Annotated in this window: 21 protein-coding genes and 1 other RNA gene; 16 read left to right on the forward strand and 6 right to left on the reverse strand. The window is 65.1% G+C overall.

Annotated elements, in window-relative coordinates:
• Positions 1-166: 166 nt before the first annotated feature.
• On the reverse strand, positions 167-1387 hold the full coding sequence (locus ACQP1T_RS08740) for an acyl-CoA dehydrogenase family protein (RefSeq protein ID WP_433759433.1): 1221 nt from the start codon (positions 1385-1387) through the stop codon (positions 167-169).
• Positions 1388-1420: 33 nt separating this feature from the next.
• Positions 1421-2815: an acyl-CoA dehydrogenase family protein gene (locus ACQP1T_RS08745; protein ID WP_433759434.1), complete on the reverse strand. Its 1395-nt coding sequence runs from the start codon at positions 2813-2815 to the stop codon at positions 1421-1423.
• Between the two features lie 129 nt (positions 2816-2944).
• Between ACQP1T_RS08745 and ACQP1T_RS08750 the strand changes: the two genes are divergently transcribed.
• Both ACQP1T_RS08750 and ACQP1T_RS08755 read left to right on the forward strand, forming a co-directional pair.
• Positions 2945-3148 (forward strand): hypothetical protein, encoded by a 204-nt coding sequence (locus ACQP1T_RS08750; RefSeq protein WP_433759435.1) that lies wholly within the window; start codon positions 2945-2947, stop codon positions 3146-3148.
• Between the two features lie 275 nt (positions 3149-3423).
• Complete coding sequence (locus ACQP1T_RS08755) at positions 3424-4389, forward strand: SMP-30/gluconolactonase/LRE family protein (protein ID WP_433759436.1); 966 nt, start codon at positions 3424-3426, stop codon at positions 4387-4389.
• Between the two features lie 28 nt (positions 4390-4417).
• Here the strand turns inward: ACQP1T_RS08755 and hisN are convergent, their stop codons facing one another.
• Positions 4418-5200: a histidinol-phosphatase gene (gene hisN / locus ACQP1T_RS08760; protein ID WP_433759437.1), complete on the reverse strand. Its 783-nt coding sequence runs from the start codon at positions 5198-5200 to the stop codon at positions 4418-4420.
• A gap of 104 nt (positions 5201-5304) precedes the next feature.
• Positions 5305-5892: an NADPH-dependent FMN reductase gene (locus tag ACQP1T_RS08765; RefSeq protein ID WP_433759438.1), complete on the reverse strand. Its 588-nt coding sequence runs from the start codon at positions 5890-5892 to the stop codon at positions 5305-5307.
• 204 nt (positions 5893-6096) lie between these two features.
• Here ACQP1T_RS08765 and ACQP1T_RS08770 point away from each other — a divergent pair, with 204 nt between their 5' ends.
• From ACQP1T_RS08770 to ssrA, 11 genes are all read left to right on the forward strand, one after another.
• A complete protein-coding gene (locus tag ACQP1T_RS08770; protein WP_433759439.1) occupies positions 6097-6954 on the forward strand; it encodes a helix-turn-helix transcriptional regulator in 858 nt (285 codons plus the stop codon).
• 64 nt (positions 6955-7018) lie between these two features.
• A complete protein-coding gene (gene prfB / locus ACQP1T_RS08775; protein ID WP_433759440.1) occupies positions 7019-8134 on the forward strand; it encodes a peptide chain release factor 2 in 1116 nt (371 codons plus the stop codon).
• Entirely contained in the window at positions 8135-8992 is an 858-nt protein-coding gene (locus ACQP1T_RS08780) for a mechanosensitive ion channel family protein (RefSeq protein WP_433759441.1), read from the forward strand.
• Between the two features lie 202 nt (positions 8993-9194).
• A complete protein-coding gene (gene ftsE / locus ACQP1T_RS08785; protein ID WP_433759442.1) occupies positions 9195-9875 on the forward strand; it encodes a cell division ATP-binding protein FtsE in 681 nt (226 codons plus the stop codon).
• Complete coding sequence (gene ftsX / locus ACQP1T_RS08790; protein ID WP_433759443.1) at positions 9875-10780, forward strand: permease-like cell division protein FtsX; 906 nt, start codon at positions 9875-9877, stop codon at positions 10778-10780. Before ftsE ends, ftsX begins: the two co-directional genes overlap by 1 nt.
• Positions 10781-10966: 186 nt before the next feature.
• Positions 10967-12853, forward strand: coding sequence for a DNA helicase RecQ (recQ, locus tag ACQP1T_RS08795; RefSeq protein ID WP_433759444.1), 1887 nt, complete (start codon positions 10967-10969; stop codon positions 12851-12853).
• Positions 12850-13917, forward strand: a complete 1068-nt coding sequence (locus tag ACQP1T_RS08800; protein WP_433759445.1) for a metallophosphoesterase — start codon at positions 12850-12852, stop codon at positions 13915-13917. Before recQ ends, ACQP1T_RS08800 begins: the two co-directional genes overlap by 4 nt.
• Positions 13918-13970: 53 nt before the next feature.
• The gene (locus tag ACQP1T_RS08805; RefSeq protein WP_433759446.1) at positions 13971-14216 is read left to right on the forward strand and encodes a hypothetical protein; all 246 of its coding nucleotides are present in this window, start codon (positions 13971-13973) and stop codon (positions 14214-14216) included.
• Positions 14217-14267: 51 nt separating this feature from the next.
• A complete protein-coding gene (gene smpB / locus ACQP1T_RS08810; RefSeq protein ID WP_330249827.1) occupies positions 14268-14741 on the forward strand; it encodes an SsrA-binding protein SmpB in 474 nt (157 codons plus the stop codon).
• Positions 14738-15601: an EamA family transporter gene (locus tag ACQP1T_RS08815; protein ID WP_433759447.1), complete on the forward strand. Its 864-nt coding sequence runs from the start codon at positions 14738-14740 to the stop codon at positions 15599-15601. Before smpB ends, ACQP1T_RS08815 begins: the two co-directional genes overlap by 4 nt.
• 223 nt (positions 15602-15824) lie before the next feature.
• Positions 15825-16196: a transfer-messenger RNA gene (ssrA, locus tag ACQP1T_RS08820) on the forward strand.
• Positions 16197-16239: 43 nt separating this feature from the next.
• Here the strand turns inward: ssrA and ACQP1T_RS08825 are convergent.
• The gene (locus ACQP1T_RS08825) at positions 16240-16677 is read right to left on the reverse strand and encodes a hypothetical protein (RefSeq protein WP_433759448.1); all 438 of its coding nucleotides are present in this window, start codon (positions 16675-16677) and stop codon (positions 16240-16242) included.
• Positions 16678-16952: 275 nt separating this feature from the next.
• Here ACQP1T_RS08825 and ACQP1T_RS08830 point away from each other — a divergent pair, with 275 nt between their 5' ends.
• Together ACQP1T_RS08830 and ACQP1T_RS08835 are read left to right on the forward strand one after the other, a co-directional pair.
• A complete protein-coding gene (locus tag ACQP1T_RS08830; RefSeq protein WP_433759449.1) occupies positions 16953-18242 on the forward strand; it encodes a serine hydrolase domain-containing protein in 1290 nt (429 codons plus the stop codon).
• A gap of 19 nt (positions 18243-18261) precedes the next feature.
• The gene (locus ACQP1T_RS08835) at positions 18262-19878 is read left to right on the forward strand and encodes an FAD-dependent monooxygenase (RefSeq protein ID WP_433759450.1); all 1617 of its coding nucleotides are present in this window, start codon (positions 18262-18264) and stop codon (positions 19876-19878) included.
• A gap of 3 nt (positions 19879-19881) precedes the next feature.
• Here the strand turns inward: ACQP1T_RS08835 and ACQP1T_RS08840 are convergent, their stop codons facing one another.
• Positions 19882-20997 (reverse strand): serine hydrolase domain-containing protein, encoded by a 1116-nt coding sequence (locus ACQP1T_RS08840; protein ID WP_433762103.1) that lies wholly within the window; start codon positions 20995-20997, stop codon positions 19882-19884.
• A gap of 173 nt (positions 20998-21170) precedes the next feature.
• On the opposite strand from ACQP1T_RS08840, the gene ACQP1T_RS08845 reads away from it, so the two are divergent.
• Positions 21171-21527 carry a hypothetical protein gene (locus ACQP1T_RS08845; protein ID WP_433759451.1) on the forward strand — a complete coding sequence of 119 codons (357 nt, stop codon included), beginning with the start codon at positions 21171-21173 and terminating at the stop codon, positions 21525-21527.
• The last annotated feature ends 376 nt before the right edge of the window (positions 21528-21903 follow it).

A 21903-nucleotide genomic window follows, 5' to 3' on the forward strand; every position in this document is an offset into this window, starting at 1 on the left:
CTCGCCAAGATACCGTGCGTCACTTCACCGGTTGCGGCGGGTGTCGCCAGCGCGATCGCGGGACCGAGGCGCATCGGCGCCATAGCCGTGCTCCACGGCCCGGAAAACAGGAAACCGGTGCGCATCACGCGCACCGGTTTCCCTTGCAGCACTTGCTATTTCGGCATCACTTCAGTTCGGCGCTGGTCTTGCCGAGGATGCGGCGCGCGACGATGAGCTGCTGGATCTGCTGGGTGCCTTCGAAGATGTCGAGGATTTTCGAGTCACGGCCCCACTTTTCGAGCAGCGTGCGCTGCGAGTAGCCGATGGTGCCCGCGAGTTCCACGGCCTTGAGGGTGATGTCGGTGCCCGTGCGGCCCGCCTTGGCCTTGGACATCGAGGCCTCCAACGAGTTCGGCTTCTTATTGTCCGCCATCCACGCCGCGCGCAGCGACAGCAGGTACGCGGCCTCGTAATCGGCCTCCATCCGCAGGAATTCGGCGGCGGCCGCGGGCTGGTTATTGGCCGGGATGTCGTAGGACGGCTCGATGCCCGCGTCCTTCAAGATGGCGCGCAACTCCTCCAGCGCCGCCCGCGCGACACCGACCGCCATCGCGGCGACCAGGGGACGGGTGTTGTCGAAGGTCTGCATGACCCCGGCAAACCCCTTCTCCACGTTGACTTCCGGGCTGCCGAGGATGTTGTCCTTCGGAATCCGGCAGTCCTGCAACAGCAGTACGGCGGTGTCGGAGGCCTTGATGCCGAGCTTGTGCTCGAGCCGGGCCACCGAAAGTCCGGGAGCGTCGCGCGGCACGACGAACGACTTGATCGCCGCGCGGCCCAGGCTGCGGTCCACCGAAGCCCACACCACGATGTGGGTGGAGCGCTGACCCGCGGTCACAAAGATCTTCTCGCCGTTGAGCACCCACTCGTCGCCGTCGAGTACAGCGGTGGTGGTGACGGCGGCCGAGTCGGAGCCGAAGGAGGGTTCGGTGATGGCCATCGAGGCCCACACCTTGCCGAAGCGCTTCAGCTGCTCATCGGTGGCGACGGCCGCGATGGCCGCATTGCCCAGACCCTGGTAGGGGATCGACAGCATCAGGCCGACGTCGCCCCACGAGGTCTCCAGCGCGTTGAGCAGCGCGGACATATTGCCGCCGTTGGTGTTTCCGAGCAGCTCGGTGGCGTGCTCGTCCCCGTCGGAACGGCCACCGGCCGCACCGCCGATCTTCTGGGTGCCGGAGTCGGCGAGACCCTCGACCATGGCGGCCATGGTGTCCAGTTCGACCGGGTAGTCGTGCTCAGCGAGGTCGTACTTGCGCGAGATCGGCCGGAAGATTTCCTGGGCGACCTGATGGGCCTGGTTGGCACTGGCCCGCAGCTTCTTGGGGAGTTCGAGATTGATCATGGTGATGTCTCCTGGAAGTAAGGACCCAGCCGGTCAGACGAGCACGACACCTTCGGCGACGCCGATGGCCCGCAGATCGCGGTACCAGCGCTCGACCGGGTGTTCCTTGGTGAAGCCGTGGCCGCCGAGCAGCTGCACACCGTCGAGGCCGATCTGCATGCCCTTGTCGGTGGCGAGCTTGCGGGCAAGTGCCGCCTCGCGGCCGTAGGAAAGGCCCTGCTCCGCGCGCGACGCACCCCGCAGCGTCACCAGGCGCAGGCCATCCAGTTCGATCGCCATATTCGCGACCATGAACGCGACCGCCTGGCGGTGCGAGATCGGCTCGCCGAATGCCTCGCGCTCGTTCACATACGGAATCACGTAGTCGAGTACGGCCTGGCCGGTACCGATGGCCAGCGAGGCCCAGCCGAGCCTGGCCAGGCGCACCGCGTCGGCGTAGTCCTCGGCGCGGGTGGTGGCATCGCCGTCACCGAGGATCGCGTCGGTGCCGACCGCGACATCGTTGAGCAGCAGACGGCCGAGACCGGCGGCGCGCAGACCCATGCTCGGATCGGCCTCCACGACCAGACCCTGGCTGTCCGACGGCACGATGAACAGGGCCGGGCGGCCGTCGAGCTCGGCGGCCACGATGAATAGCTCGGCATCACCGGCGGCCGGGACCAGGCTCTTCACACCGTTGAGGCGGTAACCGCTCGGGGAGCGGGTTGCCTTGGTCTGCAGGGCGAACGGGTCGAACAGCGCCCGCGGCTCGCTGATCACCACCGAGGCCTGCGGCACATTCTCGCCGGTGAAGGCGGGCAGGTAGGTCTGCTGCTGAGCGTCGGTGCCCCACTGGGACAGGGCGACCGCGACACCGCTCGGCGCGAGAATCGGCAGGGCCAGACCCATATCGCCGTGCGCGAGCGCCTCGGCGACCAGCGAGTTGGTGACCGCGCCGCGCTCGGCGGCCGCGCCCTCCAGCTCCTCGGGCACATTGATCAGGGTGATGCCGAGTTCGGCGGCGCGCTCGAGCAGGTCGCGCGGGGCCTTGGCGGCATTGTCGGCTTCGTAGGCGGCCGGGCGCAGGATCTCGGCGGCGAATTCCTTCACCGTCTCGACGATCATCTGCTGCTCGTCGCTCGGGGTCAGGTCGAAGAAGTCCTTGTTCTTGGACTCGTTGTCCGCCAGGCGTTTCGGCGCACCGCCGCCGGCGACCTTGCCGAATGCGCGAGTGGCGGCACCGAGCGTGCGAAAACCGGTCTTGGTGCCTTCGTAGGTGACCCGCTCGATCGGCTTGCGCAGGTTGTACTTCTCGGCGAGCTCCGACCCGGTAAGGGTCGTCATCACCCGCATTGCCGCGCCCATCCAGTCCCGCTTGGGGTGGTTCAGGCCGACCGCGGACGTGTCTGGACGTCGCTTCGTTGCGCTGTCTCGAGTGCTCATCATCACCTGTTTTTCTCGGGTGGGTGGGTGAGGTCTTTTCCCAGCTATCTTACTCCTGAGTAAGGCTATCTTACTCCAGAGTAAGAAGTGCGTCGAGGTGCAGCATACGCCGCCGAACCGGCTCAGGCTGGACAAGTGCCCAAAGTCGTGGGACGACCGCTGTCCGTCGCCGCACGACTCACCGCATTCGCCCGGCGCTACGGCATCACCATGACGAGCTGTACTTTCCGGCGGATATTTACGGTGCTTGTGTTGCTGCTTGCGCTGGATCTCGTCGGTCTCACGAAAGATATTCGCTACCAGGTACTTTCCGATCGCGGTCGGCGCTGGCGGTGGTGATCCCGTTCGAAACCATCCACGAGCCGGACGGCAACGAAGAACGATCGACGCCTATCTACATAGGTGCCGCCCACAGTGCTCGGCCGGTGTCTTTCCGTCGAGGGCTGAATCCCGCTGTACGAGTTAAGGAGATGTCATGGTTCTTCGCATTGTCGATCAGTTCGTCTCCGGGGTCCTCACCATGATCGGGACGCTGTTCCTTCCGTGAGTCGAGTCGCCCGGGGCGGCCGGTTCGCCCCGGGCGACATTCAAGCGCGGCTGTTAGGTTGTGCCGCATGGCAAGACGGCCGCGGAGTCGGCGACTGAGGGCAACGCTGCTGACCGCGGCGATTACGGCGGGCATCATGTCCGCGGCGACGGCTGGGGCGCAGACGCCGTCCGGATCGTGCGCGGATGGGTGGGACGTTTCGACGATCGTCAGCGGGGTCGGCAATCTGGAGAACCTCGATACCGATGGGTCCGGCGGTTTCTATGTCACCGGAATCCTCGACGGGTACCTGGCTCATATCGATGCCGCGGGCAAGTTCGAGAAGCTGGTCACCGGCCTGGATCACCCGGCAGGCGTGCGGGTCGTCGGACGGTCCGTGTACTTCGTCACCGGCGACGGTCTGGCGGAGGCGCCGGGAACCCTGCGGCGCTACGACATAGACACCGGCGCGGTGACGATTCTGCTCACCGAGCTGAACGGTCCGAACGGCCTGCTCGAATTGCCGGACGGCGACCTCGTTTTCGCCACCATCGGCATCAATGGCCCACCGACCGGCATTTCGCGGTATCGGCCATCGACGGGGGAGTACACCAAGACCTGGTCGGATCTGCCCTGGACCAATGGGTTGGCGCTCGCCCCCGACGGGAAGTCGATCTACACCGACAATATGACCCTGCGCGTCTTCCGTGTCCCGCTCGACGATCCCAGCAACCCGACGGTCGTCGCCGGTGCTCCCGATCTGGTCGCGCTGCTCGACGATATGGAAGCGACCCGCGCGGGTCAGTTGTTCGTCGCCGACCACATCCAAGGCGCGGTCTATCAGATCGACCCCGCCACCGGCGCTGGCTGCACCATCATCACCGGCCTGATCAAACCCGGCCCGATGCGCAACCCACCGGATGGCGCCACCTCCGTGCGAATCGCGCGCGACGGTGCCGGCTGGGCGCTGTTCGTCACGAGCATGGACGGAACCTTGCGTCGACTACGCCCACCCGCGGGCATCGACCTGACCCCCGCCGATTCCAGACGATAGAAAGGGCCTGTGCCCGAACCCTCGAACTTCAGTTCAAGCGGGTGAGGACAGCGTCGTGGAGCAGCGAGTTGGTGGCTATGGCATCGCCGTTGTGGGGGCCGGGGGTGCCGGAGAGGGAGGTGAAGCGGCCGCCTGCTTCGCGGACGAGGATGTCGAGGGCGGCCAGGTCCCACAGGGAGACTTCGGGTTCGGTGGCGATATCGACCGCACCCTCGGCGAGCAGGCAGTAGGTGAAGAAGTCGCCGTAGCCGCGGACTCGCCACACCGCGTCGGTGAGGTCGAGGAACTTCTCGCGCAGACCGCGTTCGCGCCAGCCCGACAGGCTGGAGAAGGCGAGGCTGGCCGAGCCGAGGTGACCGACCGCCGAGACCGAAATAGGTTTCGGCGCATCGGAATCGACGCTGGCCCAGGCGCCGGAACCAGCCGCCGCCCACCACCGTCGCGCCAATGCGGGAGCACTCACCACGCCGACCACCGGAACGCCGTCGTCGAGCAGCGAGATCAGCGTCGCCCAAATCGGCACCCGCCGCACGAAATTCTTGGTGCCATCGATCGGATCGATCACCCACTGCCGACCGGTGAACTCGACGTCACCGCCGAACTCCTCACCGAGCACCGAATCCCCGGGACATTCCTGCCCGAGGACCTGCCGTATCGCCTTCTCCACCGCCAGATCCGCATCCGACACCGGCGTCAGATCCGGCTTCGAATCGACCCGCAAATCCAACGCCCCGAACCGCGTACGGGTAATCCCATCGGCCACATCGGCCAAACGCAGCGCAAGTTCGAGATCGGAGGAGTAATCAGCCACCCCCGAACCCTATCGCCCCCCACTGTCGCCTCGGACGCGTCCCCGCTGCCGCATAAGCAGTGCTCACCTCGCATAGGTCATACCTTGTGCGAGGTGGCCACAAGTTATGCGGCAGCCGGGACGGAGCGGGCGGTGGCGAGGGCACTCGCCCACCAGTGCAGTTGGTCGAGCATGGCCTGCGCGGCTGCGGCGGGTTCGGTCGGGTCGAGGAGTTTGCCTTCGGCATCGAAGAGCAGGTAGTAGCGGGGGAAGCTGACGTAGTTGCGGACGGTGTGGGCATTGAGTTCGTTGAAGACCTGGCGCAGGTGTTCGATGGCGAGCAGGCCGCCGCTTCCGCCGCTGTAGCCGACGAAACCGATTGCCTTGCTGTCCCATTGGGTGAAGTGCCAGTCGATCGCGGCCTTCAGCGCGGCCGGATAGCTGCGGTTGTAATCCGGCGTGAGGATGACGAATGCGTCCGCCTCACCGAGCCGCCTGCTGAGATCGGTCATCCCGGCCGGGCGTTCCGGATCGGGCTGCATCGCCGGGGGAACGGCGGGCAGTGCCAATGGCAGATCGGCCTCGGCCAGATCGATCAGGTCGATCTCGAACCGTCCGTGCCGGGCGGCCTCCTCGACGAACCAGTTGGCCACGGTCGGCGCGAAGCGTCCTTCCCGGACGCTGCCGATGATCACCGCGAGCTTCAAGGACATGGTGTTCTCCTTCGATCAGGAAATTGTTCGAGTCCCAATCTGCTGCCCGGCATCGCCACCAGGAAGACCGCGCGAAGAGTGGTAGTGGCAGGGACACCCTCGGCACCGACCGCGCTTGTACCGTCGAGGTGTGAGCGGGTGTCAGCGAGTGAGCCATCAGCACAGTGCGTCATCGACGGAACCGACTGGCAGCGAGGCGAGGTCGTGAGCGACAACGAGTTGGGCCTGTTCCTACGGACCCGCCGCGAGGCGGTGACACCGGCCGAAGTCGGCCTGCCCACCGGACCGCGCCGCCGAACCCCCGGCCTGCGTCGCGCCGAACTGGCAACTCTCGCGGGCGTCAGCGTGGAGTACATCACCCGCCTCGAGCAGGGACGCGACCGCCGACCCTCGCCGCCGGTGCTGTCCGCACTCGCCGACGCCCTCGCCTTGACGCCGAGCGAACGCATCCACCTGCACCGTCTCACCAAGGGCGCCGATCCGGGATTCAGCTGTATGGGCGGTGCGCAACCCCCGCGCGAGGTGCGTCCCGCGGTCCGCGCAATCCTCGATCGCCTGGAACCCGCGCCCGCCTTGGTTGTCAACCGACTGCGCGAGGTGCTCACCTGGACCGAGGGATATCAGCGCCTGATGGCGCCGATCGGACTGCTCGACAACGAACACCGGGCCAATCTCGCTTTGTTCGCCTTCACCGACCCGCGCGCCCGCGCCGCCTATCCCGACTGGGACCACATCGCCGACGAACTGGTCGCCGCACTGAAACAGGGCCCGTTCCGCAGCGATCCGCATATCGCCGCCCTGGCCGACGAACTCACCGTGGCCGCCGGTGCCGAGTTCACCCGCCGCGTCGAATCCGTCCCCAGCCTGGCCGCCGCCACCGGCATCTCCCGCCTCATCCATCCCGAGGCGGGCAACCTCCGTCTCACCTACGAAACCCTCGAACTCTCCGCCGACGACGACCAGCAGCTCATCGTCTACCTCCCCGCCGACGACGCCACCGCGGCCGCCATCGACTCCCTGGCCGGTCGTCGCCCAGGCGGACTGCGCGCCGTCCCCGGCTGAGGACGGCACCCCCGCACCACCGCGTGTTTCACCGTCTTCACCGTGCCCAGTAGGCTTGAGCATCGTGCATCCTGACGTCTCCGCTGACCTCGCCGAACTCGACGCCACGCTCAAGACCGTCGAGTCGGTCCTCGATGTCGAGGAGCTGCGTCGACGGATCGATGAGCTCGAGCACCAGGCCGCCGATCCCGATCTGTGGAACAACCAGGAGCACGCGCAGCAGGTCACCAGTGAGCTGTCGCACGCTCAGAGCGAGTTGCGCCGGGTCGAGGAACTGCGCCAGCGCCTCGACGATCTGTCGGTGCTCTACGAATTGGCCGAGGAAGAGGAGGGCGAGGCCAGGGTGGCCGCGCTCGCCGACGCCGATGGCGAGCGGGCGACGCTGCACAGCGATATGGAGGCCATGGAGGTCCGCACGCTGCTCTCGGGCGAGTACGACAAGCGTGAGGCGCTGGTCAATATCCGCTCGGGTGCGGGTGGTGTGGACGCCGCCGACTGGGCCGAAATGCTGATGCGCATGTACATCCGCTGGGCGGACCGGCACAAGTACTCCGTCGAGGTCTACGACACCTCCTACGCCGAAGAGGCGGGCATCAAGAGCGCCACCTTCGCGGTGAAGTCGCCATATGCCTACGGCACCCTCTCGGTGGAAATGGGCACGCACCGCCTGGTCCGGATCAGTCCGTTCGACAATCAGGGCCGCCGCCAGACCTCCTTCGCCGAGGTCGAGGTGCTACCTGTGGTCGAGACCACCGACCACATCGAAATTCCCGAGGGCGAGATCCGCGTCGACGTCTACCGTTCCTCGGGTCCCGGCGGCCAGAGCGTCAACACCACCGACTCCGCGGTGCGCCTCACACATATCCCGACCGGCATCGTGGTGACCTGTCAGAACGAGAAATCCCAGCTGCAGAACAAGATTTCGGCCATGCGGGTGCTGCAGGCCAAGCTGCTGGAACGCAAGCGGCAGGAGGAGCGCGCCGAAATGGATGCGCTCAAGACCAACGAGGGCGCGTCCTGGGGCAACCAGATGCGTTCCTACGTGCTGCATCCGTACCAGATGGTGAAGGATCTGCGCACCAACTACGAAGTCAACAATCCGACTGCCGTGCTCGACGGCGATATCGATGGTTTCATCGAATCCGGAATTCGTTGGCGAATGCGAGAGCAGGCGAGCTAGTTGGACGTACCCCAGGCTTTCTCCACGTCCACCGACTTCACCACCTGGCTGCGGTCCTCCGGTCTAGAGATCGTCCTGCTGCTCCTGGGTGCGGTGCTGTTCAGCCGTTTCGCCACCTTTGTCCGTGATCGGATCACCCGCAGGATCGACGCCGGATTCCGCAGCAGCGACGCGCTCGTGCGTTCCGAGGCGGCCAAACACCGGCATGCGCTGGCGCAGGTGGTCACCTGGGTGGTGTTGACCGTCGTCTATGTCCTGGTCGGCATGGAAGTGCTGCGCCGGATGGGTTTCGCGGTCACCGGTCTGGTCGCGCCCGCGGCCGTGCTCGGCGCCGCACTCGGCTTCGGCGCACAGCGGATCGTGCAGGACATCCTCGCCGGATTTTTCCTGATTACCGAGCGGCAGTACGGGTTTGGTGATGTGGTTCGCATCGCTGTCACTGGATCCGCGGAGCAGGCCGAGGGTACGGTCGAGGACGTCACGCTGCGGATCACCACACTGCGCAATGCCGATGGTGAGGTGATCACCGTGCCCAACGGCCAGATCGTCAAGGTGACGAATCTGTCGAAGGATTGGGCGCGCGCCGCGATCGACGTTCCGGTTGCGGCCAGCGTCGATATCACCAGGATCAACGAGATCCTGCACGAGGTCGGTACAAAGGCGTACGAGGACCGCAGATTGAAGCCGCTGCTGCTCGACGAGCCCAGTGTGATGGGCGTCGAAGATCTGACAGTGGACCAGATGAACATTCGAATGGTTGCCCGAACGTTGCCGGGTAAGCAGTTCGAGGTCGGTCGCGAGTTGCGGGTGCGAGTCGCCGCGGCATTGCGCCGGGAGGGAATCAGTGAGACCACGTAGATCCACGGCGATCCTGATGGGATCATGGGTCGCCACGTTCGTGTTGTACCTGTTCGTCAAGCCCGATCAACCGATCGTGACATCGCCCGAAAAACTCAACACCGTTCCGGTAGTGATGAATACGGCTACGCCGGGTCATTGACCATGATGTAGCTGGTGGCTGCACGACGGTTGCTGGTTACACTGGCCAACCGTGATCGCTATGCGGAACGTGACCAAGTCGTATCTGACCTCGACGCGACCCGCGCTGGACAACATCACCGTCGATGTGGGCAAGGGTGAATTCGTCTTCATCATCGGCCCGTCCGGTTCGGGCAAGTCGACCTTCATGCGACTGCTGCTCAAGGAAGAGGCCCCGACCGCGGGCGAGATCCGGGTCGCCGACTTCCGGGTCGACCGGCTGCCCGGGCGGAAGGTGCCGAAGTTGCGTCAGCGCATGGGTTGCGTCTTCCAGGACTTCCGGTTGCTGCAGCAGAAGACCGTCGCCCAGAACGTGGCGTTCGCGCTGGAAGTGATCGGCAAGCGCCGCCAGTTCATCGACCGGACCGTGCCCGAGGTGCTCGATATGGTCGGGCTCGGCGGTAAGGCCGATCGGCTTCCGCACGAATTGTCCGGTGGTGAGCAGCAGCGTGTCGCGATCGCGCGGGCCTTCGTGAACCGTCCGCTGGTCCTGCTCGCCGATGAGCCGACCGGCAACCTCGATCCCGATACCAGCGGCGACATCATGCTGCTGCTGGAGCGGATCAACCGGATCGGCACCACCGTGGTGATGGCCACCCACGACAACCACATCGTCGACGCGATGCGTAAGCGAGTGGTGGAGTTGGATCGGGGCCGCCTGATCCGCGACGACGCGATCGGCGTCTACGGGGTGGGCCGGTAATGCGCGCTGGATTCCTGCTCAACGAGGTCCTCACCGGCCTGCGTCGCAATGTCACCATGACCATCGCGATGATCCTGACCACCGCGGTATCGCTGACCATGCTCGGCGGCGGTCTGCTCGCGCTGCGGATCGCGGATAAGACCCAGAACTACTTCATGGACCGGGTCGAGATCCGGCTCTACCTCACCGACCTGGTCTCGGCGAACGATCGGGACTGTTCGCAGAATCCGTGTCAGCAATTGATGTCGGATCTGAAGAAGACCGACGGTGTGGTCTCGGTCCAGTTCGTCAACAGCGACGAGGCGATGAAGGAAGCCACCGAGGTGACCTTCAAGGACCAGCCCGAAATGCTGGACATGATCAAGGACACCCGCCTGCCCGCGTCCTTGCGCGTGAAGATGACCGATGCCGATCAGTACCCGCGGATCTACCAGACGTTCAACGGTAAGGACGGGATCCAGAGCGTCCTCAACGACAAGGACACCGTGGACCGCTTGGTCGGGGTATTCGACGGCCTGCGGAATGCGGCATTCGCCTTGGCGGCATTGCAGGCATTGGCGGCTCTGCTGTTGATCGCGAATATGGTGCAGATCGCGGCGTTCAGCCGACGCGAGGAAGTCGGCATCATGCGGATGGTCGGTGCGACACGCTGGTACACGCAGCTGCCGTTCCTGTTGGAGGCGGTAGTCGCGGCCTTGGCCGGGTCGGTTCTGGCGGTTGTCGGGTTGTTCCTCGCGCAACCGTTGGTAGTGAACCGAGGCCTTGGCGCGCTGTTCAACAGCAACGTCTTCCCGCACCTCACAGGTGAGGACATCGCACTGGTGTCGCTCACCATCGCCCCCCTCGGCATCGTCTTCGCCGCCATCACCGCCTACGGCACCCTGCGCTACTACGTCCGGGACTGACTGCCGCAAAGCTAGTGACGGCCTCGCACACCGTGTACCTTGTGCGAGGCCGTCGGTCTGTGTGCGGCGACTCCGCCGCGCCGCGAGCGAAATCGGTTGTGCACATGTGCACAAGTCGGCCGGTCACTTGGGGTTCGGGTCGATGTAGGGGTTCGGTTGTCCGAGTGCGCTCGTAGGATGGGCCGCGTGGAATCCCCCGATGCTTTCGCGGCTGTATCGACCGACGGCACCCCGGTCGCCGAATCCGGTGCGGCACAAGAGGTTCTACGCCGGGTTTTCGGCTACGACAGCTTCCGTGGTGATCAGCGGGAGATCGTCGAGCATGTGGTCGGCGGCGGGGACGCGCTGGTGCTCATGCCGACCGGCGGCGGCAAATCGCTGTGCTATCAGGTGCCCGCACTGGTACGTCCGGGTGTCGGTGTGGTGGTGTCACCGCTGATCGCGTTGATGCAGGATCAGGTGGACGCGCTCAGCGCGCTCGGCGTGCGCGCCGGATTCCTGAACTCGACGCAATTCCCGGATGAGCGGCGCATGGTCGAGGCGCAGTTCGTCGCGGGGGAGTTGGACCTGCTGTATCTCGCACCCGAGCGGTTGCGCCTGGAGTCGACCGCCGCCCTACTGGATCGCGGCAAGGTGGCGCTGTTCGCCATCGACGAGGCGCACTGCGTATCGCAGTGGGGCCACGACTTCCGACCCGACTATCTGTCCCTGTCGATGCTGCACCAACGCTGGCCGGACGTGCCGCGCATCGCGCTCACCGCGACCGCGACGGCGAAGACCCGCGACGAGATCATCGAGCGCCTCGACCTCGGCTCGGCCCGCCGTTTCGTCGCCAGCTTCGACCGGCCCAATATCCAGTACCGGATCGAACCCAAGAACCGGCCGGATCGGCAGCTGCTGGACTTCATCAAGACCGAACACGCCGGAGACGCTGGCATCGTCTACTGCCTGTCGCGCAATTCCGTCGAGAAGACCGCGGCCTTCCTCACCGAGAACGGCGTCGCGGCGGTTCCGTATCACGCGGGCCTTGATTCGCGTACCCGCACCGCCAACCAGGCGCGGTTCCTGCGCGAGGACGGCCTCGTCGTGGTCGCGACTATCGCCTTCGGCATGGGCATCGATAAGCCCGATGTGCGCTTCGTCGCCCATCTCGATCTGCCCAAGTCCGTAGAGGGCTACTACCAGGAGACCGGGCGGGCGGGCCGCGACGGGTTGCCGTCGACCGCGTGGATGGTCTACGGACTCGCCGATGTGGTGCAGCAGCGCAAGATGATCGACTCCTCCGACGGCGATGCCACCCACCGCAGGCAACTGCAACTGCATCTGGACGCCATGCTCGCGCTGTGTGAAACGGTGTCCTGCAGGCGAACTCAGCTACTGGCTTACTTCGGACAGACGGGACAGTCGTGCGGCAATTGCGACACCTGCCTGACCGCGCCGGAAACCTGGGACGGTACGGTGCCCGCCCAGAAGGTGCTCTCGACGGTGCTGCGGCTGAAACGTGAACGCGGACAGAGCTTCGGGGCGGGCCATATCGTCGATATCCTGCTCGGCAAATCGAATCCCAAGGTGTTGCAGCATGATCACCACGAGCTGAAGGTCTTCGGCATCGGCACCGACCTGCGCGATGTCGAATGGCGCGGTGTCATAAGGCAATTGCTCGCACAGGGACTGCTCGCCGTGCACGGCGACTACGGCGTGCTCATCCTCACCGAGGCCAGCAACGAGGTGCTGTTCGGCGGCCGGGAAGTACTGTTGCGCCGCGAACCGGAGCGTGCGGTCAAACCGGCCAGGACACCCAAGGCGGCCAAGGGCAAGTCCCCGGCTGCCGATCTGGCCGCCCCGGACGTGCCGGTCTTCGAGAAGCTGCGTGAATGGCGGGCCGCGACGGCCAAGGAGCAGGGCGTACCCGCCTACGTCGTCTTCCACGACGCGACGCTGCGGGAGATCGCCGCACGCAAGCCCGCGAGCCTGGCCGAACTCGGGACGGTCGGCGGTGTCGGTGAGAACAAACTGGCCAAGTACGGCGAAGGAGTACTCGCCGTACTTGCCGCGGAAGTGAGCAACGCGTGATCGGGCGGCGCGGGTTCCTGGCTGGCGCGGCCACTGCCGCGGCGGGTGCGTCGCTGGTCGGTCTTTCGCCCGCCGATGCGGTTCCGGTCGCGAGTGGCGTCATCAAATTCGACTTCCCGACCGACCGCAATGTGCGGGTGCTCGTCACCGGCGATGCGGGCACCGGCACCCGCGCCCAATGGGCGGTCGCCGATGCCATGCGGAATTACCATCGCCGCCAACCGTTTTCGCTCGCCCTCGGCCTCGGTGACAACATCTACGAGAGCGGTCCGAACGGCGCCGCCGATATCCAGTTCGCGGAAAAATTCGAAGACCCCAATGCGGGACTGGATTTCCCGTGGCTCATGGTGCTCGGCAATCACGACAACAGTTCGGTCCTCGGCGGCGACGGCGGCTGGCTGCTACGCGGCAACAGCGAGGTCGAATATCACGCGAATTCGCCGCGCTGGTGGATGCCGAGCCGGTACTACTCGGTGCGGATACCCGAGCAGCAGCCGGTGGTCGAATTCTTTGTGCTGGATGTCAATCCGCTCGCCGCCTACATCCCGCCGATCTTCGATCCGTACTGGGCGGTCGACGGTCAATTCATGAACGAGCAGCGCGCCTGGCTCGACCGCGCCATCGCCGAATCACCCGCGCAATGGAAGATCGCCTGCACCCACCAGCCCTACTTGAACAACGGTCCGCACGGTGACGCGGGTCGCTACGAGGGGCTGTCCGTGGCACCGCTCAACGGTATCCACGCCAAGCAGTTCTTCGAAGACCATGTGGTCGGCAAATGCCACTACATCCTCTCCGGACACGATCATTCGCTGCAGGTGCTCGAGCCGAACACGGCATCGAAGGGCACCCGCCAACTCGTCTCCGGCGCGGCCGCCAAAACCGTAGCGGCGGAACCGAAGTTGAATCCCGGCGGCTCCGGCAACGCCGCTCTCTTCGAGAACTATCACGAGCTCGGCTTCATGGTCATGGAGCTCACCGCGAGCACCGTCGACCTCACGGTGGTCACCGTCGATCTCGTAAGCGGAGGTGCCAGTTCGGCGTTCGCGCGCCGATTTGCCTGAATCGCAATGAAATTGTCCGGCGTCGAACCGGTTCGGCGGCTAGCGTGCACGCTATGGCATCCGGTGATGGCCCCACCGACGACGGGCCCGACCTGGGCGGCTCGCCGTCCACGGACCCTGGCGATCCGCCGCCGTATCGGCGCGGCACCCACGACCCCGTGGTGGAATCCGTGTGGCTGCGCCACCGCCCGCCGCTACCGCCGCGCCCGCGCGGCCTGCCACGCATGACCACGGTCTTGCTGGTCGCGGCCTTCATCGGGGTACTCCTGCTGTATCTCGCGGTCCGTCCGGGTGGCTAGCGCAACAGGCGCGGAATAATCCGGTTGCCGAGTCCCTTAAAGTTGACCGTTATGAAGGAGACGGGGCGCAAGGTCATCGCGACCAACCGCCGGGCGCGGCACAACTACACGATCCTGGACACCTACGAGGCCGGGATCGCGCTGGTCGGTACCGAGGTCAAGAGTCTGCGCGAGGGGAAGGCCTCGCTGGTGGACGCCTTCGCGACCGTCGACAACGGCGAGGTGTGGCTGCGAGGTCTGCACATTCCCGAGTTCAGCCACGGCACCTGGACCAACCATTCGCCGCGCCGGGTGCGCAAGCTATTGCTGCACAAGCGCGAGATCGAGCGGCTGGTCGGCAAATCGCGCGAGGGCAACCAGACTTTGGTGCCGCTGTCGATGTACTTCTCCGACGGCAAGGTCAAGGTCGAGCTCGCGCTCGCCAAGGGTAAGCAGGACTACGACAAGCGACAGGATCTGGCCAAGCGCACCGCTGAGCGCGAGGTCACCAGGGAACTGGGGCGGCGGATCAAAGGTATGCGTTGACCGCTGTTCTGTTGGCGCTGGTGGCCGCGGTCGGCTACGGCGTCAGTGATTTCTTCGGTGGGGTGGCGTCGCGGCGGGTGACTGCCCTGCGCGTCGTGGTCGTCTCCTATCCGATATCGACGCTGTTCGTCCTCGCGCTGCTACCACTGGTCGGTGGCACCCCGGACACCGCATCAATGCTGTGGGGACTGGCGGCCGGTGTGGCGAGCGGGTTCGCGGTGTGGTGGTTCTATGCCGCGCTGGCCAGCGGCCCGATGGCGGTGGTGTCACCGCTGACGGCCCTGTTGGTCGCGGGTATTCCGGTGCTGGTCGGTCTGCTGATCGGCGAGCGCCCCGGCACACTCGCAATCGCTGGCATCGTGTTCGCGCTCGGCGCGGTGTACCTGGTGAGCCGGGAGTCGCCCGATGACGTCACCGAGGAGATCACCGGCGGCCGCGAGTTGCGCTTCACCAGGAAGGTGGCGCTGCTCACCATCGGCTCGGGCGCGGCCTTCGGACTCGCCTTCGTCTTCCTGCACGAAACCCACGCGAGCGCCGGGGTCTGGCCGCTGCTGGCCCAACGCGGTGCGGCAAGTCCGATGGTCTGGCTGATCGCGCTATCAGCGGGGGAGTTCCGGCCGCTGCGCGGTGAACCACTGCGGTTGGCGGTATATATCGCGGTGCTGGATACCATCGCGAATGCCGCATTGCTGTACGCCTTCCACGGTTCGATGCTCTCGCTGGTCAGCGTGATCGGATCGCTGTACCCGGCCGCGACCGTGCTACTGGCGATGGTGCTGCTCGGCGAGCGGGTCGGGCGACAGCAGCAGGCCGGGATGGTGTTGGCGCTCGCTTCGGTCGGGTTGATCGCGGCGGCCTGATCACCATCCGTCCACTCGTCGAAGCGCGCCCTGACCAAGATCAAGACGGGGCCGATGCCGCTTCCGTTGATCTTGCCCAACTCGGGTAACAGGGCTGGGTGCAGCCCTCGGTGCGACGCCGTCTGTGCAGGTCGGCCGCGTGATTCGCGCCGCATGGATAATGGAATGAATACGGCATGACCGAGTGTTAAAGTAACTAGCCCGACAAGGTGTCGGGACGTACGGGGCTGAACGGTTTCGACTGCGTACGTAGATTTAGGGGAAGCGTGTCGGTGCAGGCAAGAGACCACCGTAAGCGTCGTTGCAACCAATTAAGCGCCGATTCCAATCAGCGCGAGTACGCCCTCGCTGCCTAAGTAGCAGGTCGTCTCTGTCAGTCCGGGTTCGTCCCTCGACCCGGGTACTGGCATCAGCTAGAGGGAATTACCGTCCGGCTCGGTCGCGGAGTCGGACGGGACATCGAACAGCGACTGGGATCGTCATCCGAGCTTGTTCGCGAGACCCGGAGATCCAAGTAGAGACCTAGCGAACTGCACACGGAGAAGCCCTGAAGACGCGGCGGAGGACCCGGGTTCGATTCCCGGCAGCTCCACTCGAAAGGCCCGGTCCACACGGACCGGGCCTTCGTCGTTTCGGATCTATATGCAGACACCGCCGAGGTCTACGGCGGTGACGGTGGTGTATCCGGCTGCTGGTTGGTAGTCGGGGAAGCCGTCGTAGTAGACGGCGCTGACGATGTGCTGGCCCGCGATATCCGGGATCCAGAGGATGCTTGCGGTGCCGTTGGAGACCGGTACGGTTCCGACGATATTGCCGCCGAGGCCGGGTAGGCGGCTGGTGAATTCGACGACACCGCTTTGTATCGGGGTGCCATCGGGGCGTTGCACCCTCGCCTGCGCTGTCTGTCCACAGCCGACCGCCGCGACGCTGGTCGCACCGAGTGCCGGTCCGGTCATCGCCACCGACAGGGTGGGGGCGATCGCCGCGTTCGCTTGGGGTGCCAAGGTTGTCGGTACTGTCAGACACGCCGCCGCCAGCGCCACACCGGCCGCGCCGCGCGAGAGTCCGCCCATCATGCCCGCCTTTCGCTGTGCCGACCGAGCCCCCATGGCCCGGCGTAGGTGGTCGCACCGTACCTGAGACGCGGATCACATCAGCGCAGGCCGCGCCGAGAATTTCGGAAGGTCGGAGCATCGTCGCGGGTGCGGACCGTCGGGGTGGAACTCGTTGCCGTTGCCAGCAGAGGTGGCGATGAGCAGCGCTCGGCATTCCCGCCCGAAACCGCAGCACGCGGAGTTAATGTTGCACCGCGCTACATAGCCACGTTCCAGCAAACCTCGAACGGAGCGTTATGGGACACAGGACAGGTATCGCCGCGTGTGTTGCAGCCGGTCTGTTGCTCGTCACGGGCTGCGGGACGTCGACGGACTCCACCGAAACTTCCACGCAATCGACCACCCGTGGAGCCGAGCCCGCGTATGCCGCCGCTATCCGGCCGGTGATAACCACGCTGATGAAGGACAATGTCATTCCGGGCGCGGTCGTGGTCGTCAAATCCCCGAAGCAAGGCAATTGGGCCGCGGCATTCGGTACCCGAGGCATCGATACGAGCGAGCCGATGACGGTCGACGACTACTTTCGGATCGGTAGCAACACCAAGACGATGACGTCGACGGTGATCCTGCAGTTGGCGCAGGATGGCAAGCTCTCGCTCGACGACCCCATCGACAAGTATTGGCCGGGCGTGCCGAACGGTGATCGGATCACGATCGCTCAGCTGAACGAAATGCGAAGCGGGCTATACAGTTACACCTTCGACCCGCAGTTCAATGCCGCACTCGACAACGAGCCGCAGAAGGTGTGGACACCGGAGGAATTGCTGGCCATCGCGTTCGCGCACCCGGTGAACTTTCAGCCAGGGGAAAAGTTCGAGTACAGCAATACCAACTTCATCCTGCTCGGCCTGGTCATCGAGAAACTTACGAATATGACGGCCGCCCAGAGTTTGCAGAAGCGCATCTTCGAACCGTTGGGCCTCGCGGACACATCACTGCCTGCGCCCGCGGACTCCTCGATTCCGGATCCGCATCCCCAGGGCTATGCCTTCGGCACCAACGTTTCCACCATCGACACATTCGCACTTCCTCCCGCGCAACAAGCCGAGGCCGTCGCGGGCACCCTGAAACCGAGCAACCAAACAGATATCAACGTGTCTTGGGCGTGGACCGCCGGTGGTGCGATCTCGACGGCCGACGATATGGCGACGTATGTGCAGGCGCTCGTCGGCGGTCGCCTGCTCGACGCGAAGATGCAGAAGACTCGGTTGGACAGCATTCAGCCGATCGATCCGGCTAACCCCGACCAAGCCGGATACGGTCTCGGCATCGTGCGATTCGGTACGCACCTCATCGGACACGACGGTCAGCTGCCGGGATTCATGACCTTCATGGGCTACGACCCGCAATCGGATCTCACGATCGTGATCGCCACCAACCTCGCGACGGTTCCGTCGGGTGAGGGGTCGGCCCTGGTGCTGCTCAAAGGCATGCTGCCGACCTTCTACGGTGCCGATGCCCTGCCTGGCAAAGCGACTACGAGCCCGACGAGCGGTTCCGCCGAACCAACGACGACCGGTCGATGACAGCGCGAGGTGATGTCGGATGGATGAGACCGCCGTACTCATCGCGGGTGCCGGGCCGATCGGACTGACCACCGCGATCGAGTTGCGTCGCAGGGGAATTGCCTGCCGGATCATCGACCCACTGCTGGAACCGCCCCGGTACGCGAAAGCCGTTGGTATTCAACCTCGCACGCTCGAAGTGTTCGAGGGGATGGGCGTCCTGCGGCAGATGCTGGACGCGGCGATCCAGCTGCGCGGCCAGATCCTCTACGTCAACGGTGCTGAGGTCGCCCGGATGGAGCTGGCGCTGCCGCCGGACATACCGTTCGAATTCATCGGGCTACCTCAGTACGAGACGGAGCGGATCTTGCGGGACCGCCTCACCGCGCTGGGTACCACGATCGAACGCGGCACGCGACTCACGACATTCGAGCAAGGTGACGAAGACGTCCGGGCGGTGTTGTCGCGCGCCGACGCCGATGAGACGGTGCGGGCGCGCTATCTGGTCGGCTGCGACGGTGCGCACAGCACGGTCCGTAAGACGCTCGGCCTGACGTTCGAGGGTGCCGCGTTCGACGAGCAGTACATGCTCGGTGATGTCGAACTCGACTGGTCGTTGCCCCGTGGGTACAGCATCCGTTCGATGCACCAGACCGACGGCGTCACCGACGGTGTGCTGGTGTGTATCCCGTTGCCCGGCAGGTCCCGGTACCGTATCTCGATGCTCGTCCCGGACGAACTCGCGAGCGCGTCGGTCGGCGGCGACAATATCGCGCACGGCTTCGAATCCGGCCGCAAGCCCGAACTGTCGCAGCTGCAGGCGGTGCTGGACCGGCTCGGTCCCGAGCCGACCGAAGCGTCCGAACTTCGTTGGTCGTCGGTATTCCGGATCAGCCACCGCATTGTCGATTCCTACAGTCGCGGAAGGGTTTTCGTCGCGGGCGATGCCGCGCACATTCATCCGCCGACCGGCGCACAGGGCATGAACACCGGTATCCAGGATGCGCACAACCTCGCGTGGAAGCTCGCGCTCGCCGTCGAAGGCGATGCGGCCACGGATCTGCTGGCCAGCTACGACGCCGAACGCAGGCCCGTCGGCGAGGAGGTGGTGGGTCGGACGGTCCGCAGCGCCCGCGAAGGCATCGGCGCGGATTCGACCGATCCGGATTATGTGCTGCAACGCGAAGCGCAGTTGTTGATCGACTACGGCGACAGTCCGATCGTGGCCGAGAGCATCGATGAGCCGCTGCCGCGGTCGGGTAGCCGGGCACCCGATGCCGCCGGTCTCACCCGCGATGCCGTCGCCTTCGATATTCGACTGTTCGCGTTGCTCGGCCGGGTCGAGCACACGATCCTGATCTACGCGGACGAAACCAGCACCGCGACCGACCTTCGCGAGTTGGAGCAACTGGCCGATGCCGCGAAGGTCGCGGCGCATGGTCATCTCGATGCGTATCTCATCGCCGCCCCGCGAGCCGATGTCGCCGAGACGATCCTGCCGCTCATCCGCGATACCGCGGGAAAATTCGCGCAGAGCTATAGCGCGCGACAGGGCTCGGTATTTGTCGTCCGGCCGGACGGCTATCTCGGATTCGCACGGCGTCCTGCGAGCAGTGCCGACGTCACCGACTACCTGAAATCGACGTTCCGCAGGTGAGTCTCAGATGGCCGGCGGCCGGTCCGGTACGAGAAGTTTGCCCAGTTCGGTGCCGATGGGAATAGCGTTGTCCACGTTGGCATCGGCCTTCGGTCCGAGCGTGCAGTACAGGACGATCATGGTCTTGGTAACCGTGTCGTAGAAGACCACACCGTTGTACCCGCCGAATGCCGGATTCATGAATATCCAGTCGTCGACATGGGCGGTGCCGTAGGCGAAGAACTTTTCTTCGGTGAGTGGGCCGAGGCCTGCTGTCGAGGGCGCCATCATCTCCTTGAATGTTTCGGTGGGCAGCAGTTTCCCCTCGGCGAGGGCGCGCACCCAGAGCGCGACGTCGGCAACCGTGCTGTTCATATTGCCGCTGTGCAGGAAGGCCGTGGGATTCCAGAATGTGGAGTCCTCGAAGACGCCACGCTCATTGGTGTAGCCGTGCAGGCTCGGCTCGATCATCTGCGGGGTCAGCATCACTCGGCTCTGCTTCATGCCGAGCGGGTCTATGATGCGCTGCTGAATCAGCTCGCCGAGCGGCTTGCCGGTGGCCTTCTCCAGCACCCCGCCGAGTACCACCAAATCACTGTGGGCGTAGGCAAAGCTGGAGCCCGGCGGGAAAAGCGGTGGGCGCGCATTGGCAAGGTCGAGCAGTTCCTGGCTGGTGAAACCCTTGATCGGATTCGCGTAGAAGGCCTTCAGGAACTCGGGATCGGTCACGTAGTCCGAGATGCCGGAGGTGCCATTGGCGAGCATCCGCGGCGTGATCTGGTCGGCACGTGGAAAATCCGGTAGCCACTTGGTAATCGGTTCGTCGAGCCGGGCAACGCCTTCCTTGTTCAGCTGGAGCAGCACCGTGGAGAGCATGGGCTCCATCGGCTGACCCACCCGCAGCCGCATATCGGGTGTCGCCGGAACTCCGAGCGGGGAGCCGCCGAGAGCACCGAGGGCGAGCTGTTCATCGCCGCGCCATACGCCGAATACGGCAGCGCTGAGGTCGAGTTCGGTCATTTTGCCGCGGACGATGTCCACGATTCGCCCGGCTGCGGGGCTATCTGTTCGCGGGACAGTCGAATCCGGCGCTCCGCGGTTGGGATTCGAGCCGCAGGCGACGGCAGCGACCGCGATCATGACGGTGAACGCGACCGAAACCGCGCTGTGGATCCACTGGCGACTCGCAACACACATATCTGGGTGATCCCTTCATATGCATGAATCAGCTGGAAACCGCGTGAGCTGAATTTACGCGCCGACGATCAGGTCCGGAAGATAATGCGACGTAGCGGGCACACGAGGAGGAAGCCGTGCGGTACCAGACGGGCTTGCGGGGCGAGGCGATATTGCGAGTCGCCATCGAGTTCACCGATACCGCCCGCCGGTTGCTCGACATCACGTGGTCGGCCGCCAACGCATCGGCGGCCCGGAAGAAGTTCGAGTACGCGCGGATCTTCCTGGTGCCGCTGGGTGGTGATCCGCAGCGGATATATCTGGATCTCGTGGACCGGCGGCCGTCGGCATCGGTGCAACTGCCAGCCGAATTGGCCGACGGCGAGTACGCCATCGAAGTTGATGCCTACGGCAGTGCGAGCTGGGGTGATGGGCGGCTCGACGCACGCGGGCGCAGTGCCTCGTTCACGATCGCCCTGGGCGACGCAGGCTGAGAGGGCTGTGGGATGCAAGCTCTTTGGTGCATATTCGGTGTTCTCTTCCCACCTCCATCGGCGTAGCCTCGAATCTGTGCTGCGCCGCCAGCGAATGCACCAGATCGATCAGATTGCCTACGGTTATGAGACTGTGCACCTGATCATTTCGCGGTGGGCTGGCCGATGAATCGCGGTGGAGTTGCGGCAGTACTGGCTCGAGAGGGGCCAGCTCCGCCTCGCTGACCACCTCGCTCCTCGATGCGAAACCACCTATCCAACAGATCGATCGACTCAGCGCCGAGTTCGTCGATCAGCGACGACTTGGGCTCTGCCAGGCCGATCGCGTCCGCGACGGACGTGATGGCCACGGCTGCAAGATTCTTCGGCTCTCACG

Source organism: Nocardia sp. CA-135398 (assembly GCF_050955845.1).
Lineage (GTDB): Bacteria > Actinomycetota > Actinomycetes > Mycobacteriales > Mycobacteriaceae > Nocardia.

Coding starts and splice junctions, on each gene's coding strand:
- ACQP1T_RS08740 (WP_433759433.1), bottom strand. CDS start 1,387: ATGATCAATCTCGAACTCCCCAAGAAGCTGCGGGCCAGTGCCAACCAG.
- ACQP1T_RS08755 (WP_433759436.1), top strand. CDS start 3,424: ATGGCAAGACGGCCGCGGAGTCGGCGACTGAGGGCAACGCTGCTGACC.
- ACQP1T_RS08765 (WP_433759438.1), bottom strand. CDS start 5,892: ATGTCCTTGAAGCTCGCGGTGATCATCGGCAGCGTCCGGGAAGGACGC.
- ftsE (WP_433759442.1), top strand. CDS start 9,195: ATGCGGAACGTGACCAAGTCGTATCTGACCTCGACGCGACCCGCGCTG.
- ftsX (WP_433759443.1), top strand. CDS start 9,875: ATGCGCGCTGGATTCCTGCTCAACGAGGTCCTCACCGGCCTGCGTCGC.
- ACQP1T_RS08805 (WP_433759446.1), top strand. CDS start 13,971: ATGGCATCCGGTGATGGCCCCACCGACGACGGGCCCGACCTGGGCGGC.
- smpB (WP_330249827.1), top strand. CDS start 14,268: ATGAAGGAGACGGGGCGCAAGGTCATCGCGACCAACCGCCGGGCGCGG.
- ACQP1T_RS08825 (WP_433759448.1), bottom strand. CDS start 16,677: ATGATGGGCGGACTCTCGCGCGGCGCGGCCGGTGTGGCGCTGGCGGCG.
- ACQP1T_RS08830 (WP_433759449.1), top strand. CDS start 16,953: ATGGGACACAGGACAGGTATCGCCGCGTGTGTTGCAGCCGGTCTGTTG.
- ACQP1T_RS08835 (WP_433759450.1), top strand. CDS start 18,262: ATGGATGAGACCGCCGTACTCATCGCGGGTGCCGGGCCGATCGGACTG.
- ACQP1T_RS08840 (WP_433762103.1), bottom strand. CDS start 20,997: ATGATCGCGGTCGCTGCCGTCGCCTGCGGCTCGAATCCCAACCGCGGA.